A 21,014-nucleotide genomic window follows, 5' to 3' on the forward strand; every position below is an offset into this window, starting at 1 on the left:
GAGACTGTTTATTAAAGCCAGAAAAGTTCTACTTCTCTAAGCAAAGAGTAGGACGAGTCTTTTAGGCAAAAAGGCTTAATTTGAGCCATTTTTGTGTCTCTTTGGGACATATAATAGAAATAATTTATGGGAAATGATTCCTGCTTTGGGAGAACGATTAGGGCAGGGTAGAGGACAAAATAAAAAGAAGGGCAGAAAGAATGAAGAAAGTTTTTGCAAGAAGAAGTTTGAGTAGCATATTGGCAATTCTTGTCGTGGTGACTACGGTTTTTGGAGGATTTCCGGGAAGCCTGGTGACGACAAAAGCAGATGCCGCGACAACTCAATTTGCACTGATGTGGGATGGTGAGGTTGTCGAAGATCATGCAATTACGATTTATTATGGCGATGCCGTGTCATGGGAATTACAAGATTACACAGGAAATGACGAACCGGGATTTGCATACATATCGACGGACGTAGGAAATGACAATCTTGAAAATGAAGATTGGGAAAATTGGGGTAATTATGTCACATTAAATCCGGGAACCTATTATCTGGGGTATGAATCAGAAGGGGAAACCATTCTTGATGATACATATACGGTAACGGTTGAAAAGGGAACGATTGGACAGCCACTTAATGTTGCCTGGGACAGCGCTACGCCAACGCTTGCAACCTGGTCGAAACCGGTAACAACTTCATCCGGAGGAGAACTTGCACAAAATGCTATTTCCGGATATATGTTAACGCTTTACTGCGATGGCGAACAGGTTGGAAATACCATCAGTTGTGGAAATAATACATTTGATTATGAATTTACCAATACCATTGATGATAACGGATATGGGGAGTATACCTTTACGGTATATGCACAGGTAAATAGTATCTATGCAGATTATTATCAAAATTCTGAGGTGGCTTCATCACAAGAAGCATACGATTATCATGATACAACCGATCCGATTGTACAGGGAATAGCGGTTTCGGATGATGGAACGAAGATGATCGGAACAGCGCTTGATGAGCATACCGGAATATATGCATATGCATTTACAACAAAGAGCGATGCATCGAATCTTACACAAGAAGATTGGACACAGGTTACAGATGCAGTGGAAGCAAATGTGACAGAAGAAATAGAATATATGCCGGAAGAAGAAGGGCAATACTATTTTTATGTAAAAGATCAGGCTGGTAATATCGCGCGCAGTGATGAAAGCATGGCTGTAACGAAGCTGGTGTATCATAATGCGATTTATACGAACGGAGAAGCAGCGGATGAGACACAGCTAGTTATTACTAATAGCGCAATCACACAGTTGCAGGGAGGTGTGCGAAAAGGTTATGTCCTTAGTGGATGGAAAGACAATGAGCAGCTAACCGGTGATGATGTGACAACGGTTGAAGTAGAGGATCTTGGTAGCTGTGTCAATCTATATGCAGAATGGACAGAGCAAACGATCGATGTGACGGTGGAATCCGATGCGCAGGAAACAGAAAAAACGTATGATGGAGAGCCTATCACATTATCTGCAAATATTGCACAGTTAGAAGCCGGTACATTAGAAGCAGACAGCATTTCGTATCAGTGGTATCGTAAAACTACGGGAGAATATGAGGCGATTGAAGGTGCAACGGAATCTGAATATGCAGTAACAGACGTATCACAGTCCGGTTCGTATATTGTGCAGGTAAGCATTTCCATCGCAGGCGAAGAAGAACAAAGCGGGACAAGTCAATCGCCGGTAATGGTAACCATAAATAAGGCTCCGCTTACGATAACAGCAGATGCAAAGAGCATCACTTATGGGGAAGAAACACCGGAATTTACGTATTCGTATGAAGGATTTGTGCAGGATGAAACAGCACAAGAGGTGCTTACTGTCGGAGAAGCATCTTGTGATTATGAAAAAGGATTTGATGCAGGAAGCTATGACATCACAATTGATGATAATAGCGGATTTGTAGCAGATAATTATGCGTTGACTTATGTAGGAAGCACCCTGACTGTCAATCCAAAGCAGGTGGAAGATGACGGTGCGGGTGTTATTGCAGCGCTTACAATTCCGGAAGATGGCTATACCTATGCGTTAGATGGTGGCGTGCCGGTATCCTATGAGCCGGAGGTGACCGTAACGGATAATTCGATTTCAGATGACGAGGTGACTTTGGATGCCGGCGCTGATTATGAGGTTTCTTATAGCAACAACAACAAGGCCGGAGAAGCAACGGTAACGATTACCTTTCAAAACAATTATGCCGGAACGATTACAAAGACTTTTGAGATTGCAAAAAATACATTTACGACACAGGTATCTATCCAGAATTGGAAGTACGGAGATTATACAGAGGAATGCGGGCCGACGGTTAATCAGCTTGGGGAAAATACATTGACGGATGTTACCTATCAGTATCGTATGGCAGCGCAGGCAGATGATGACACAGCATGGACGACAAAAAGACCAACCGATGCCGGAGATTATCAGGTAAGAGCCATTGTGCCGGCAACAGCGAATTACGAAACCGTAATATCCGAGGCGGTAGATTTTACAATCGAAAAAAGACTGCTGGTATTGTCATCTCAGTCAGGAAGCTGGATCTATACAGGGGCAACAAGAACGCTTCCGGAGGTAACCATAGAGGACTCTTATACGAATGACAATCAGGAAGAAGTATTAGCAGATGGACTTGCTACGGAAGATGATTTTAAGACTTATAGCGCAACCGGTTCGATTCAATCAGTAGGTGTAGTGGAAAATACGATTTCCTATGAATTTACATCCACAACAAATCCGGATAATTATGAAGTTGTCTTGCTTCCGGGAACATTAGAAGTGACGCAGGCGGTATTAAGTGCGCCGGATTATGCGGGCTGGAGTACGACAAGTCCGGCGATGGCATCCTGGAATGCGGTTACCAGAACAGGACTTCAGGTTCAATACAATTTAAGACTGTATCGTGAAGGTGGAGATGTGGATGTACAGATTGGAGATGTATATTCTACCACCAGCACGTATTATGACTTCGCAGACGTAATCCATGAGGATGCACAGGCAGCAGGATATTATTATACGGTGGAAGTAGAGCCAATCGGTGGAGAGAATGTAGCGAACTATTTGACTGGATTAAGTGGTGTTTCCACTTATATCTATACGGCGAAAGTTACAGTAACCGGAGATGGCGGTGTGGATACGGTTTCGATTCGAGAGGCAACCGGACATACGGCATATGCATACCTGATCGAGGGAGAAAAGGCCGAGCTGGATGTGACATACGCAAGAGGCTATACGGCTGTGGATACAATTTGGTCAGTGGCAGCAGGAAGTGAAGATGCTTTGACAATCGCGGATGCGACTGCACAGACAACAACGGTTACGCTTGGAGACCTTGATGCTGCAAATGACGATCTGCAAATCACAGCCGGATCTGATTCAACCGGAGCACAGGGAACGATTGCATTTTCTTCCTACGGGGAGAATGGACAAAGCGTTGAATATACGTTAACCATTACGGACGAAAAAGGTATTGGTGGTTATTATCTTGCTACGGAAATGGACGAGAACTTAACCGTAGATGCACAAGGATGGATAACGCCGCAAAGCGGAGAAGCTGTAGATAATGGAAGCTTTGTTACCTATACAAAGACGATAACATTTGACGAAGCAGGCACCTATTATATAGCGGTCAAAGATGATGATGATAATCTTACCTGGATGACCGATACGATTAAGATTTACAGCATTGCATTTGATGCAAATGGTGGTAGCGGCGAGCAGATGGAATCTGTCTTAAAAGCGCAAGATCAAGATATCACGCTTCCGGCAAATACTTATACTTATGAAGGAAAAGGTTTTGCCAAATGGTTAGGAACGAATGGAACGTATACCAATCAGGGAACCTATGATGATAATACGAATGATACCTTGTATGCGCAGTGGTCAGATGAAACCTATGAGCTCAATGTGAATTATTATTATATGGATACGCAGGGCGAATATGCGCAAAGTCCTGATGAGACGACGACTATAAGCGCAACCTACGCAAGCACAATCCGTGCGACAGATGTGCAGCTTGCAAAGAATATGACAGGTATGTCCCTGGATACGGATGCAACGCTTAGTTGCGTAACGATAAATGGTAATGGTCAGACCTATAATATTTATTATAAGCGTGCACAATATACATTAAGCTATAGTTATGTACAGGCAGGAACGAGTGATACGACAATTGCACTTGGCGAATATCAGTATTATTATGGACAGACCATAGATACAGAGGAAACAAAACCTACTGCAGATGGATATGATTTTGTGGGTTGGGTATATGGATCAACGGGAGATAAGCCGGAGACCATGCCGAATCAGAATCTGGCTGCAACAGGTTCTTTTGTAGCGCAATCCGCTTATTATAAGGTCAACTATTATGTTATGAATCTTGAGGGAACGGCATATACCCTGCTTACAGAAGCGACCGATACGAATGTCAGCAGTCATGATGAGGTTTTGGATTTTACCGTAGAAGAAGCGAAGGCAATCGCAGGATATACAGCGCAGAAGGTAAAAGTGACTTATGGCGCAGCCGGAACAGCGGATGATACCGGTGCGTCTAGCGACGGCGTAAGCGGAACAGTCAGCGCAATTCAGCCACAAGAGGGTAATGAAGAAGCGTTTACAGGAACAGATGGTACACTTCAAGTAAATTACTATTATTCAAGGAATAGTTATACACTGACCTTGAACATATGGCGCGGAGATCATAATACAGCTTCGAATCGGATTTATAAGGCATATTGGACATTCCAATATGGAGAAGATCTTGTAGGAGAAGATGCGGATCATCCAAATACGACAGCCATGGCGGATTATTTTACAAATCATGTATATGGATCTTCACAGGCAACCATTACGTCGCCAACGGTAGTAACCGAATTTGATGCAGAGAATATTAATCTTGAATCTTATACGTTGGCAGATTATACCGATTGGAGTACCGGTACTGCACCTACGACAATGCCGGCTGGTAATGTAAGTGTTACAAGAGATTATATTCAGGCGAATAAAGTAGCTTATCAGGTATATGTATACCAGGCAAATAAAGATAATACATACAATGCAGATCCTACGAAAATCACATACTATGGAAATGTAGGCGAGCAAATTACCATAGGCCAAGAGGATGCAGATGTTCTCTATTCGAGTCTGGCTACGATTATCGATAGCAATTTGCTGGACAATTATGAATATGATGCAGATACGACGAATGGGCAGGATGCCTTTGTTTTGACGAGCACAGCTACGGACAATATTTTAAAGATCTATTTTAAGCGTAAGACGGTTACGGCGACTATTAACTATTATGTAAAAGATGAGTCCGGAGATCATTTGCTAAAAACAGAAACGAAATCCGGTATCTGGGGGAATTATTATGATCCGGAACCGATGATGTATTTTACGGATTATTATATAGATGAGAATTACAATCTGATAGCAGCAGATGGGAATCAAAACTTTAGAGATCAGGAATATGTTGTGTCCTATTCAGGTTATGCACTAAGAAATGGAAATCATTATTATCCAAATTATAAGTTTACATCTTCATCGCAGTGGGTGGATCCAACGTCATCTGATTATTATTTGACCAGTGCTACGAAAGAATCACGCGCCGGTTATTATAGTGTGTACAAATATGGTTCTACAGAAAGATCACGCTACATCAACGTTTATTATACAAAGGCAGGAGAACCATTAAGTCTGGATGTAAAGTATAAAGATCCGATTACGAATTCAACGGATGCGCTTACGGTTACCTATGAGGGGAATGACTATCCGGTGCGTCTTATTAATAAACGACTGGCCGTACCATATACAATCGATGAGGGAAGCTCGGATGTATTGTATCCGGGTGGAAGTATCTATCAAAATGAATATATATATGACGACACTTCTGTAAATGAAAATTATACGAATGTAACGTCTGAGATTCGCGCATTAGAAGCAGAAAATGGTACAGCTTCCTCCTGTGAATATTATTTATGGGATAGTGATGGAGATGGAACAGATGATTATCTGTGCATGGTACCATCACAAGACGCTGGTGAGAACTTTATTAAAGGTTCGAGAATTGGTTATAGCATGTCATCAGATGCGAATTCCATTGCCCATGTAAAGGCTAATAGCCTGAAAGCTGCGCTGAATGAAGAGTATAATGGCATGTATGAGTGGAATAATTATTCGCAAAGCGGCGTATTTTATGCAGATACGACACTTACGTACACGCTTAAGGTAAAAGATGCGCATTATATGTATTACTATCTGGATGGTCAATATATAGGAGCCAGCAGCAGTTATTATACAGGAACGCGCACAAAGGATGCGGTTGTAACAGAAGGTACATCATTTGCCGAAGCAAAAGGACTTGTTAAAGATGGATATACGATTGAGTGGTATGAGGATGCAGGATTTACAAAAGCTTTATCCGACTCCTATAATATGAGCACCAATCACTCATTATATGGTAAGAGCGTGAAGGATAAGAAACTTTACCATAAATATATTCATTATGAGCTTTCGGATAATCTTACCTATGATTCACAGAGTCTTAATTATATTACCGCTACGCAGCTAGAAGAGATGACGCAAGCGTCAGAAAATGAATTTGTATTAGAAGATACGAGTGGAAATTCTTATACATTTACCAGAGAACAAACGGCCGGAGATGAAGTAACGATTTCGGATGGCCTTGGTGGCTCGTATACCTATACACCGGTAGTTTATAAGTATTATTACAAAGACGAACTGGTGCTGATTGACGAAAATCATTATTCGTACACCTATAGTGCGATCAGCCTTTCCTATGCGGATTATGGTAAGTCAAATTATCATTTTGAAGATACCAATACCAGCAATGTGTTAAATGGATATTGTGAGACTTCCATCTTTGATTTGAGCGCATATTATGCAAGAGATACTTACAATGTGCTTGTAAATACCAATAATACAAGTTCGTCCGTATGGAAGCAGTATACCTATAAGGTTGGAGAGACGGTAACTTTAACGCAGCCGACAAAAGACGGATACAACTTTAATGGATGGACATGGAGAACTTATACAACAGCCAGCAATGGTACCATTACGCTTGGGGATGATTTGTCTGAAGACATGAATGCGTTAGCAACGCAAGTGGAAGATGGAATTGCAATTCAGATGCCGACGCAGAATATTTCTGTGCAGGCGAACTGGGTACCAGGGCCGTATGACCAGACCATTACACACTATTATCAGACAACAGACTTTTCTTATGAATCTGCGAGACTTGCAAGCATTCAGGAGATTATGAGTGCTTCGACGCAAGAAGAACTAGAAGCTATGAGCAAGTGGATCAATATCGACGGAGAGCTTGTAAGCGGATATGTGGTAACGAGTGAAGAGACGGTACTTGGACTGGTTGTGACAGAGGAAAATGTGACACAATATTACCTGTCAAAGTCTGTAAATGATGCTGGAACCATATATAATACAACGCAATCAAGATTGTTTGCCGTTGTATCGGTGCAGGAATTAGAATCCGAAACCAGCTATGAATATGGCGCATATAGCAGAGCGGTAGAGGATAAGTATGCATTTGCCAATGCTGTGTATCGTTATGGAAAAGAAATCGTTAGCACAACGGATGAGACGCAGACATTTACAGCTGCGATTGATACAAAACTGGATTATTACTATACCAGGGATACTGCGTATTCGTTAAATCTTGCAGTTAAGTCCTTAGACGCAGGAGAGGCATCGGCAACTCTTGCAGGTGCAGGGAATGGTTATACCTACGGACAGGATGTAAGTGTTGGAGCAATTGTAGCAACCGGATATACCTTTGTCGGTTGGTATGAAGCGGAAGATGTTCTGGCAGATTACACTGTCGGAGATGATATTACACAAAAGAGTCTGATAGAGGACTTATCAGGTGTAGAACCGGTAACAACGGAAAGCACGCTTAGCTATCCGATTGAAGAAAAGAGCAGTAATCTGGTTGCGGTAGTATCCGCAGATGGAGTTGCACAAGCAACCATTACGATTACAAGTGATGTGACATCCTATGATTATGGATATACATCACAGGATGTAAAGAATCTGAAGGCCAATGTTGCAATGACAGATGCATCCGCGACCACATATATTAAGGCTTATCAGTGGTATCAGGTAGATGGCGAAGAAAGGACACCGATTGAAGGGGCAACATCTGCTGCTTATCCATTTGAAACAGGAAAGGATGCGGGAACGTATACCTATAATTGTGATGTCACGATTGCGAGAAGTGATAATGGAAGAGAAGTAACCTATACAGCAACTGCGCCGCTAACAATAACGGTCAATAAGATTGATTTAGAGGTTGAAGCCACCGCTTATCAGGGATTGTATGACGCTTCGGCACATGGAATAACAGTAGATGTAACACTTCCGGAGCAGTATGAGAACCTAACAAATGAAAATGGTGGATATGCAATCTATTATTCAGATGCTACCGAACTTAACAGTACGAACTATGAGACGGCCGGCACAACGAATGTAGAGGAGATCAAAAAAACCAACGTGCGCGATGAAGCAGGCAGCGCATATACCATTTATTATTATGTGAAGCCATTAGATGAATCGCTGAGTAATAATTATAATGCCGTAGCAGGAAGTTCTACGATTGCGATTAATCCAAGAGAGCTTACCTTGACACCGACCGACGAAGTATTTGAGATGAGTTATACAGGAAGTACCGTAGTTGCCGGTGATGTATTAACAGAAGGTACAGATAAGTATCAGCTGTCACATGGCGGATATTACACTGTGTCCGGATGGTATCAGGATGAACAGGTGGATGAATCACAAGATTATGAAGTGGATTTTACCGCCCAGTACAATTCTGCGCATGTATCGAAAGCGGGAAGTATATCGATAACAGATATCATAGCAATATATAAGGACGGCGCTCATGCCGGCGAACGTAACTACAATTATGTCGTGCAAAGTGGTTCGATTCTCAATCTTACAGCAACGATTGCAAAAAGAACAATTGAAGTGACCTGGCAGATTGCTGATGATGACGCGAACGGAACTATGTCAAGCGATAGTGAAGGCGTACAAACTGCATCTTATGATTATACGGGTACCCGTCATATGCCGCAGGCAGTATTTACCAATCTAGACCAGGAATTGCAAGATCTGTTGACACTTACAGTAAATGGTGGTCAGATTGCAGCCGGTTCCTATACGGCAACGGCTTCTTTGTCAAGTACGGATGAAGATCTGGATATTGGCGATTTTGAGCTGAGCCAGGCGACTTGCGCATATACGATTTCTTTTGTGGAAGTATTCATAAAGCCGATGACGCAGACGGTAACCTATGATGGAGAAGAACATACCCTCACCACGTATGGTTTATATATGGCAAATGAAAGCAGTGAGCTGGATTACTTGATGAATGGAATCGATGAGGATGGAAATCCAACGCATGATGAAGCTGAGGCAGTCAGCTATTCCAATACGGTAACAATTGCAGGTAAGACTTATACATTTACGGCAGAAACAATTGGGACAGATGCAACAGACGGTCGCTATGTCGATGCCGGAACCTATGAGCTTAAGGCGACATTGGCGCAGTTTAAGGATAGCGAAGGAAAAGTAGTAACCGACAACTTTATCGTTTCTTATGGGCAAGACACTTTGACGATTGCTCCGGCTGAGATTATCGTAGAAGGAATTACAGCGAATGATAAAGTCTATGACAATACACAAGATGCGACGCTGGATTGTTCACAGGTGACCTTTAGTGGACAGGTGAGCACAGATGAGTTATCGATTAATACAGACCTGATAACCGGAACATTTGATAGTGCAAGTGTTGGAACGGACAAAGAAGTTACCATTGTCATTCAAAACGGAGCACTTACGGGAAGCGATAAGGATAATTATGTTCTGCATCTGACAGATGGTGATACGCAGGTTACAACCACGCAGGCAGATATTGCAAAAGCAATGCTGATAATTGCACCAACTGCGGTGGATACAACCTACGGCGAAAGCGTGCAGTTAGGTGCGCAGATTGCAGTTTCGTCCGGTCTTCTTGGAAATGATACTGAGCAGCAGGTTGGAGTATCCGGAAGTCTTAAGTTTATTGCGACATCAACAAGTGATGGCGCTGTTTACCAGTACAATTATGAATTAGATGAGAATGCTACATTGAGCACACTTGCCGAGCTAGATGCGGTATCCTATGCGAACCTTGCGCTGCCGGCAGGTGAATATAACATCACTTTGGATACCTCTAATCTTACCGTTTCAGATTATGATGTTGTCAGTTATGTGTTAAATGAAGAGGTGCAAGTGATGGCTTCGAAGCTGCTGACCATAGCGAAACGTCCGGTGGCAATAGAAGCGGTGAATGCGGTACAACTTGAGAAAGATTATGATGGCACAACCGACATTACAAGTGAACAAGAAATGCTACTTGCCAGGCAGTCAACGCTTACGGATAGTGTTTATGGAAATCAATATGTGAAGTTTACTAAGGTGGATGCGCAGGAAGCTTCCGGTGTTATCGCGCAAGATTACAATACATTTGGATTTGCACAGACAAGTCCGTTTACCGCGACATATAGCAGCAAAAATGTGAATACCGAAAAGAACGCTGTGGGTTCATCGGAAAATCCAATCACACTGACAAGTATCACACTTAATAATGCGAATTATGAGCTGACAACAGAATCGATAGAATTGACGGCTAAGATTAATCCAATAGCACTGACGTTAACGGCAGATGATAAGTCAACGACTTATGGTACAACCGTAACTTCAGGAGATGAGACCGTGCCGGGTTATGATACATCAAATTGTTCTGTGACACAGGAAGGTTTATTGTCCGGTGAGACATTAGAGACTGCCTTAAATAGTGAAGTGACCTATTCAACCACTTATGTCAATGGAACCGGAAGTGATGCATCGGCGCAGGGAACTTATCCAAACGTGGGTACGTACACGATTGCGATTGAGGAAAATTCTGCGCAGTATAACAATTATGAGATTACTTATCATACAGGAACACTGACAGTGGAGCAGGCGGTCATTACCGTCAAGATGCTGCAAGATGTAGACATGATTTATGGAGAGACAGTAGATCATGATTTCTTTGATGTCACATACAGTGGATTTGTGTTTGATGATACCGAAAGTGTAATCAGCTCAGCAGATACTATCAATTATAGTTTTACTTATACAGATACGAGTGGAAATCCTGTAAATGTAACATTGACACCATCCGGAGATACCAAGACACATACTTCACCGGATCATGCAGGAAGGTATTCGGTAACTCCAAGCAATGATAATTGGAGTGCGTTAAATTACAGCTTTCGTGTGAGCAGTGCATCAGCGGACAGAAAATATCTGATTGTTGGTAAAAAGAGTATTACAATTGGCGCAAATGGCAATCTGGTTGTAGACGATAAAGTATACGACGGAACGAAGGCGGTAAGCCTAGATCAGATTAAGTATTATACCAATGCGCAGCTTGCGAAAATCGAGAATGGAGAAGATCCGGGAGAGCCGTTAAGTTATGATGCTACCTATGGTTTCTTTACGGATAGCGCAGGGGATTCGGTGTTATTAGATGCAGACATCGATTACCTTAGGGACAATGAAATAACGGGTATCACGTTCGATCTTTCTACGGCCTCAACATTCTATGCGCAAAAGGATGTATTGGTAAATAATGGAGAGATTGCAGATATTCAAGTTACACTTTCCTATAGTCTGATTGATTATTTGGATCAAAAGTATGAGATCGTATTGAATGATTCTCAGCAGCTTGCATATTCAAAAATCACAAGAAAAGATCTAACCATCCGCGCAGTAGCTACGCCGGAAGAGATTTTCTACGGAGATGATATTCCGACATATAGCAATACTTATACAGGATTTGTATCCGGTGAAAGTATTGCAACAAATCATATATTAGAGACAGAGACAGATACGCTTGAGGCAAATAGCGTACAGGGTAGTTATGGTGAAATCTGGAACTGCGAATATACAGCAGATTCTGACAATTCCTTTGGTGGAGTTACGTCATATACGCTGACTCCATCCGGATTTGTAGAAGGAGCCAATCGAAATTACAATGTATCCTATGAATCAACAACCTTTGAGGTGTGTCAGGCAACATTTGCAGCACCACAGCCGAACTTTAGTGAGGCAGAGCCGGGTACGGTTACATTTGAAGCGCTAGAAGATATCGGGGATGTATCGGTAACGAGTTATTCTATGAATCTTTATTACAAAGCAAATGATGCACAGGACTATGAGACGATTGACATCTCCGGAAGCGACGAAGATGAGACGGATGCATATGTCATTACGGCAGATGAGAGTGAATCTTATACGAAGGACCTTAAGGAAATTATGAGACAGAATGGTCCGGGTGCATATTATGTTGACGTTACAGCAGAAGCCGGAACAGAGAATAATGTGAATTATATTAATGTAAAACAGTATTCACAGGTTGGCTTATCGGATGTGATTTACGTAGCAAATGTGACATTGACATTTGATTGTTCAGCAGAAAGTGAATCCAATACAAATGATACCTTAGCAGCAATTGCGCAGGCGCAAAAAGATTCGCCGGACGGTACGATGAGTCTTTCTTTAAATGGATCGGCACAGGAGGTAACGACTTCAGATACGGTTTCAACACTTTCTATGAATGTCATAGAAGGAGAGAGTGCTATACCGTTTACGATGAATCTGACGGATAAGATTGCATCCGGTTATGATGTTTTATCGGTAAGCTCTGAGGAAGCAGCAGTTGCGGTTGCAGACAATCCGACCAATGCGTATACAATGAAAACGACAGATGAGCAAGATCAGGTAATACCGGCTAATCGCGATTATGCAGGCTCATTTGGACTGACAACAGCTCTTACGTCAGGTGCAGATATCACGATTCATGTAAAGCTTAAAGCTGTAGTATACGATATTACAGCAGTGCATCTGGTTGGCAGACAAAGCAATCTTGGGGTAACACCTTATAGCACATCTGCGGAGATACAGTATGGTTATTCTTATGCAGACAGTCCGTACTTTACAACGCAGGTTGCAACGGTTGATGGGGATACGATTACAACAGATGACTATACATTTACCTATGAATGGAAGTACAGAAAGAGTAGTACGAGTTCCTATGTAACGATGGGAGATGTAACAGAAGGTACAACGGATACGATTAATACGATTCAATTCCCAATGAATCAGTCGTATTCTGCGAATTATCAGATTTATTGTGAAATCACTGCTACGCGTAAGGATAACGGTCGCACAGCAGCTGTATTTTCAACAAAAGATTTAAAGAATGCCAATGGCAAATCTGTTGGACCGCTTAAGGTAAAGGTTAATCGTGGAGATTTCAGTGCAAGAGCGGTATTGAATGGCTGGACATATGGTGAGACCAGAAATACTCCTTATTTGACAGAGATTGCAGATACAACAAACACGGAGATGACGACTTATCCGGGAGAGGATGTGTCTCTTCCGGCAGGAATTACCTATACGTACTATCAGAAGCTGACGGCAGATGAGTACGAGGCGCTTACGCAGCAGGAACAGGAAAGTTGTGTACTAGTATCATCGGATTACTATTTGCAATTAGAAGGTCAGCCGACAGAGGGCGGAACCTGGTATGTACAGTCTTATATTCCGAATTCTGAAAATTATGCAGAGTTTACAACAGACTTTACGGAATTTACAATCTTACCGACACAGCTTAGCGTGCCGGAGGATCTTGAAGCACCGACACCGGGCAGTGAAAATGGCAATGAGATCTACAAGTTCGGGGATGTGATATGGTCACCGGTTAGCGGCGTTTTGGAAAATGCGGGAGTAAATTCGGCATCTGAGGTGACGGTGACCTATGCAATTACGCTTCAGTATCATGACGACAGCAGTAGTACCTGGGAAGATGTTATGACGAGCGAGCAAGCGGAACAATTTGCATCGATTGAAGGAACGAGCTGTAATCTTGCAGAGTATATGACGGAAAATGGTGCTTATAAGATAACCGTTAAGGCAGTGAGTTCGAATAAGGCGGATGCACTTGATTCCGAGGAAAGCGATTCCATCATCGTGCATGTGGATGGAGAAGTCCTGGTTAATGGCGGTGTAGTGGATGCAACAGAAGTAGAAAAGACCTATGATGAGGTTGCAATCAATCTGAGCGCAGACTTTGGAAGCAATATTACAGAAAGTGATAATGCAACCTATCAGTGGTATCTGGATGATACTTTGGTAGGCACCGGTGAAGAATGGTGTGTTACAGACGTAAATGAAAGTGGTTATTATCACTGCGTTGCAACGAAACAAGATGGTGTCCAGCTTTACACAACGCGTAAGCTGATTACGATACATCCAAGACAAATCGAGGTAACGGCAAGTGATGCATCGAGAACGTACCAGGGAACTGCACTGACATATCCGGAGGCGACAATTACTTCCGAGACAGGACTGGCAAATGAGAATGACACAATCGCATATACATTTACAGAAGATTCGACAATTACCAATGTCGGAACAGCAACGAATGCGATTGCACAGGTGAGCATTACAAAAGCGGATGGTCAGGAAGATACGTTGACATTGAATCCACAGGATGCATCGCAGGTGACGACAAACTATATCGTAACAACGACAAATGGTACATTAACGGTTACAAAGCAGACACTTACAATTAAGGCTGCAGACCGTGTAATAGATTATGGACAAGATGCGGAAGTTGACAGCGAAAATGCGGATTCATGGGTGACTTATGGAGATGCGCTGAATGATGCAGATGGATTTGTGAATAATGAAACGGTAGCGAATCTTACCTTGGCAGAGAATCTTAGCGGTATTACTTACTCTTATGAGGATTATGTTGCAGGTTCTTCGGCCGGAACGTATACGATTACGCCGTATGGCTATAGTTCATCAAATTATGATATTCACTATGTGACCGGCACCTTGACCGTACAGCCGATTGACAATACGTTAACTTTCCAGGCTGCGGATATGATTTATGATGGCGCTGCATATGACGAGGCAGACGATCGTCTGGTGCTGACAAAGAATGGAGACGGTGCAGTCTCTTACACCTACTATGAAGAAATCACGCAGCAGGAATATGAAGCACTTGATGAGACTGCAAAGCAAGAAGTACGAAGTGTGACTTTAGAACAAGGTACGCAATATTACCGTCCATTGGAGACAGCTCCGACAAATGCCGGCAGCTACGGTGTAGTAGGAGAGGTTGCTTTTGATGGTAATTATAATGCGGCGCAGACAGAGTTTGTTACATTTACAATTGCAAAACGCGCATTGACCTTTACACCGGTTGATTTTTCTGTGGTACAAGGTACTGAACTTACACAAGGTGAAAAATATGTTGATGAGGCAGGTTATACAGTAGATGGATTTGCCGAGGGTGAGGATGAATCGAACCTTACTTTAGATGAAGGGCTTACGGGCATGGATTATCGTTATGTAGTGGATGCCCAGACACCGACTTACTATACAACGCAAACCCCTTATGGTATTTATACGATTGTTATCGGAGGCTATTCATCGGACAATTATACCATCACCTATAATACCGGAACACTGACGGTTACCGGTGAGAGCGATACGTCGGTTGCGCTTACCGCCCACAGCATTACGTATGATGGTAAGGCCTATGATATGGCAGATGATATGACAACGCGTCTTGAACTGACAACTGCGCAGAACAATAGCGGTGTGGTATCGTATGACTATTATGAAAAGATAACCGCGCAAGAATATGAAGCACTTGAAGAGACACAAAAAGAAACGGTTGAGCTGCTTGACGATACCTATTACCAACCATTGACGCAAGCACCGACTGGTATTGGACAATATGCCGTAAAGGCAAGGATTGCTTCAGACGGACATTATTTTGCTACACAAACAAATCTTGCGGAATTTACCATTAACAAGGCGACATTGGTGATCACAGCGAATGATACGACCATTCACTTTGAAGATGCACCGGCAAATGCCGGAGTGGAATATGTCGGATTGGTAAATGGTGAAACGGCAGATGTTCTAGAAGGTGAATTGTCTTATACCTATACGGATGAGAATCAGGTTGCCTATGAAGCCGGCAATACACAGACCGGTAAGGCTGGTACGTATGTGATTACACCGAGTGGATATACGGCGGCGAACTATAATATCGAATATGTAGCCGGTACTATGACGGTTGAAAAGATTACCGATGCGTATACATTTACAGCTGCGAATATGACCTATACGGCACAAGCGTATGATGCGACAACGCAGTTAGAATTGATTACAAACAGTACCGGTGAAGTATCCTATACCTACTATGAAGTAATAGCTCAAGAAGAATATGACGCACTTGATGAAGAGGCAGGGGAAGCTGTAGTAATAGTAGATTCTGAGCAGGGTACAACCTATTATCGAATGCTAGAGGAGGCACCGACAAATGCCGGAAATTATGCCGTAACGGCAACGATACAAGAGGATGCAAATTATGTGCAGATGGTTTCTGGCCTTACACCATTTACGATTGCAAAAGCACCTCTTACAATTACGGCAGTTGATTGTGTTATTGCGTTTGATTCACAACCGGCGAATGAAGGCGTCACGTATGATGGATTCGTTGGTGGTGAAGGTGAAGAAGTACTAGAAGGTACCTTGGTTTATAGCTATACTTACGAAGCCGGTGATCCAAGGGGTGATTATGAGATCAACGTGTCCGGATATTCCGCAGCTAATTATGAGATTACCTATCAGCAAGGAATCTTAACAGTTGGAGAAGCTGCTAATACAATTGATCTGAGTGCAGAAGATGCCGTATATACAGGCGCTGCATATGATGAGGAAACGAATATTGCGCTAAGTTATCGAGGTAATGGCACGGCGACTTATCAGTATTACAGGGAAGTTAGTGAGAACGAGTACAATGCGCTAGAGGATTCTAATCGGCTGTCTATTACGACTACTGCAGATGAGATGCAGACTACGGCTTACTATGAACTTCTTGATGAGGCACCTGTATCGGTTGGATCCTACGCGCTTACCGTAACGACCGAAGCGTATGAACAGTATTTAGAGACAACGTCAAGTCCGGTAACATTTGCGATTACAAAGGCCGTGCTGAATGTGAAAGCAGAAGATGCCCAGATTGGTTATGGAGATGAGCCGGCAAATGCAGGCGTGTCCTATGAAGGCTTTGTAAATGGTGAGACCGAGGCAGACTTAGGAGGAACGCTTAGCTATGCGTACTCTTATGTGGTTGGTGATGATGCCGGAGAATATGTGATTACACCAAGCGGTTACAGCTCGCCAAATTATGATATACATTATGAGACCGGTACGCTGACAGTAGAAACAATTGATGATACGCTGACGTTACAAGCTGAGGATGTCATTTACGATGGCACAGCCTATGATACAGCGGACGATATGTCGACGCGTTTGGTGCTTACGAAAAATGGAGACGGCGCAGCAACCTATACTTATTATGAAGAACAATCACAAGAGGAATATGAAGCGCTTGACGAGACGGCCAAACAGGAAATAAAGACGGTTACATCAGCACAGGAGACAAAGTATTATCAGAGGTTAGATACCGCTCCGACAAATGCAGGAAGTTATGGCGTAGTGGCTCAGGTTGCGGCTTCGGGCAATTATAACGAAACGCAAAGCGAGCTGGCTGCATTTGCAATTACAAAGGCACCGCTTACCATTACAGCCAATGCAGTAGAGATAGATTATTATCAGGGTGCCGAAGGAAGTGGCGTAACATTTAGCGGATTTGTTAATGGAGAGACGCAAGAAATCTTAAGTGGAAGTGTAGCCTATACATTTACCTATGTAGATGGAAATAACGAAATACAGACGTATGAGATTGGCGATCCTGTAGGAAATCATTATGTAGTAACGCCATATGGCTACATGTCAGATAACTATGAGATTACTTATGTACCTGCGGTAATGACAGTGAATAAAGCACAAAATGACTTAACACTTGTCGCACCGGATGCAACATATGATGGAGCTGCTTATAATGATGCAACACTAACTCAGTCAGCACTTAGTACAGGAGATGTGACGTATCAGTATTCACAAAAGACAGGGGAAGATACCTATACCCCGATAGATGGTGCACCGACAGCACCGGGTACGTATCGGGTTGTAGCCACTGTTGCCGGAGACGATAACTGTTATGAAGCAATTTCAGAGGTTAAGACATTTACCATTTCCAAAGCGAATCTGGTGATTCGGGCGAACGATAACGCAATTGTTTATGGCGATGAGCCGGCAAATGCAGGCGTATCCTATGAAGGATTTGTAAATAATGAGACCGAGGCAGACTTAGGAGGAACGCTTAGCTATGCGTACTCTTATACCGCAGGTGATAATGCCGGAGAATATGCGATCACACCAAGTGGACAAACCTCTGACAACTATGAGATTACCTTTATGCCGGGTACATTGACGGTACAAAAGGCAGCTAACTCTGTCACATTGACGGTAGAGCCATCTGTGAATTATGATGGAAATCCATATGACTCTGATTCAGACAGATTGCAAGTGGACAAGAGCGGAGATGGTGAGGTTACTTTCCTTTACTACGGATGTGATCTGGATGAGGATGGCCAGCCGTATGAACAATTAGAAACGGCACCGACCCAGCCGGGTAGTTACTGGGTGAAAGCCCGCGTGAGTGCAGATACTAATTATGCTGCCGGAGAGTCAGAGTGGGAAGAATTTGAGATCAGGCCATGCGTAACCTTCGATGTCAATGATGACGATTTGGTGGAGGCGAACATGGATACAACTTCAATCTACGTCGACTATAACAGTAACCTGAATGAAGTTACGAAGCCGGAGCCAACACGTGAGAATTACGAGTTCCTTGGATGGTACACACAAGAAGATGAGCCGATAGATGACATGATGGTGACACAGAATATAACGGTCTATGCAAAATGGCGGGAAACGGTTGCACCGAATGGAACAATCATAGTAAACAGTTACGATATCTGGAATACGGTACTCGATAATATTACATTTGGACTTCGTTATGCAACATCGAAGACTGCAACCATTACAGCTGCAGATGATGGATTTATGGTTACACAAGAAAATGAAACCATTCAGACGAATGTTGTAAACAGTGGCATGAAAGAGATTTACTATCATGTAGAATCTGCCGCATCTAGTACGGATGTGACGACATATACAGCAAATGACTTGAAGGACAAGGGAGATGATTTTTGGAGCAACTATACAGAGCCTGTAGAACTTGCATTTGGAGCATACTATGTAGTCTATGCAAAACTTGTGGATAATGCGGGTAATGCTAGTTACCTATCAACCAACGGTTTGGATATACATGAGGAGAATTTGACGAACGAAACTCTTTATAATCCGCAAACAACACAGACGCAAGAAGATGGTACTTCGACAAATGAGTCAGGCGCTGGATGGCTCAAGACGCAGGTCGATATTGAGGAAGCGTCATCTAATGCAGTTGTGCAAAAGACAAAACAAAACGAGGAAGAGGAAGATACGACATTTGAAGTGGCAAAAGACTTTGGCCTTGAAAGTGCCGTAATAACCTTGGACAATGAGGAAATTTTCCTGAGTGAGTCGGATGAAGCCACACTAAGTCTTCGTATTCAGGATGTAGATGAAGAAGATACTTCTTATCAGTCTGACAAGAATAAGGTGGAAAGCTATGTGAATAACTCTGCGCAAAGCGAGAAAATCGGTGCATATGTAGACATTTCATTGTATCTGACGAGAAATGGTGTCGAAAGCAAACTGGTAGATACCCAGTCTAATGATGTGACGATTACGCTTGCCATTCCGGAGACTTTGCAGGGACACGATTCCTATGATGTAGTACGTGTTCATGGTGGAATAGCAACGGTGCTGGACAACGAAACCACGAATGATTCCATTACGTTCACAACGAATCAGTTCTCTACATATGCGATTGTTTACACGGATAAGACGGAGGAATCGTCTGATTCAGGAAGTGGATCAAGTAGCAAGAACAAGGATAAAGAATATCTGGAAAAAACCAACCGTAGTGGCGTATCCGGACAGGATGTTGTAGACGCGCTTGGAGTAGATCCTGAGACAGCCTCTAAGATTTTGGATATCATGGACAAATATGATGTTTCTTTGGATACCATCAAGATTACAGAAGAAGCATTGATGAATCAGAAAAATGACAGCGACCTTAAAGGAAGCACCTTCTCAAGACTAAAAGCAAGAGCGATTAAGTGTAAGAAGAAGAGTATGGTCATTAAGTGGGTAAAACAATCCGGTGCTGATGGATATCAAATCTATGGTAACTACTGTAATAAGGGTGGTAAGATCTACAAAAAGAAGTTGATTAAGACGGTAAGCAAGAACACGACTTCCTTGAAGCTTAAGAAGCTGAAGACAGGACGTTATTATAAGTTTGTTGTTCGCGCGTACAAAGTGGTTAATGGTAAAAAGGTTACGCTTGCATCAAGTTGCACGATTCATTCAACAACTACCGGTGGCAAGTATGGCGTAGCTAAGAGTGTCAAGATCACAAAAGTCGGTAAGAAAAAATCAACCAAGATTACACTGAAGAAGGGCAAGACAGCAAAGATTCGTGCAAAAGAAGTTCGCCAGATTAAATCAAAACGAATTCAAAAACATAGAGTAATCAGTTATGAGGTTAGTAACAAAAAGGTTGCGAAAGTGACGAAGTCGGGTAAGATTAAGGCGAAGAAGAAAGGCACTTGTAAGATCTGGGTTTATGCTCAAAATGGTGTATATAAGACCATTAAATTGACGGTCAAATAATAAAAATGGTTCTCACATTCGATGATAGTGAGAACCATTTTTTTTGGTTGTGCGCCTAGCGGCGCACGTTTCTAACGGGTTCAAGTCCCGAATCCACCCGGTAGTGGGAAGGATATAGCCGAAGGCAAGGGTGTC

1 protein-coding gene is annotated in these 21,014 nt (G+C 42.7%); it reads left to right on the forward strand.

All coding sequences use genetic code 11. The features are described 5' to 3' along the window. Positions 1-200 precede the first annotated feature (200 nt). A complete protein-coding gene (locus tag BLS20_RS01575; protein WP_090171490.1) occupies positions 201-20,879 on the forward strand; it encodes an MBG domain-containing protein in 20,679 nt (6,892 codons plus the stop codon). The last annotated feature ends 135 nt before the right edge of the window (positions 20,880-21,014 follow it).

The organism is Eubacterium oxidoreducens, from assembly GCF_900104415.1.
Lineage (GTDB): Bacteria > Bacillota > Clostridia > Lachnospirales > Lachnospiraceae > Eubacterium_C > Eubacterium_C oxidoreducens.

Bases quoted from the DNA above. Each gene is read 5' to 3' on its own strand.
- BLS20_RS01575 (WP_090171490.1), top strand. From the start codon at position 201: ATGAAGAAAGTTTTTGCAAGAAGAAGTTTGAGTAGCATATTGGCAATT.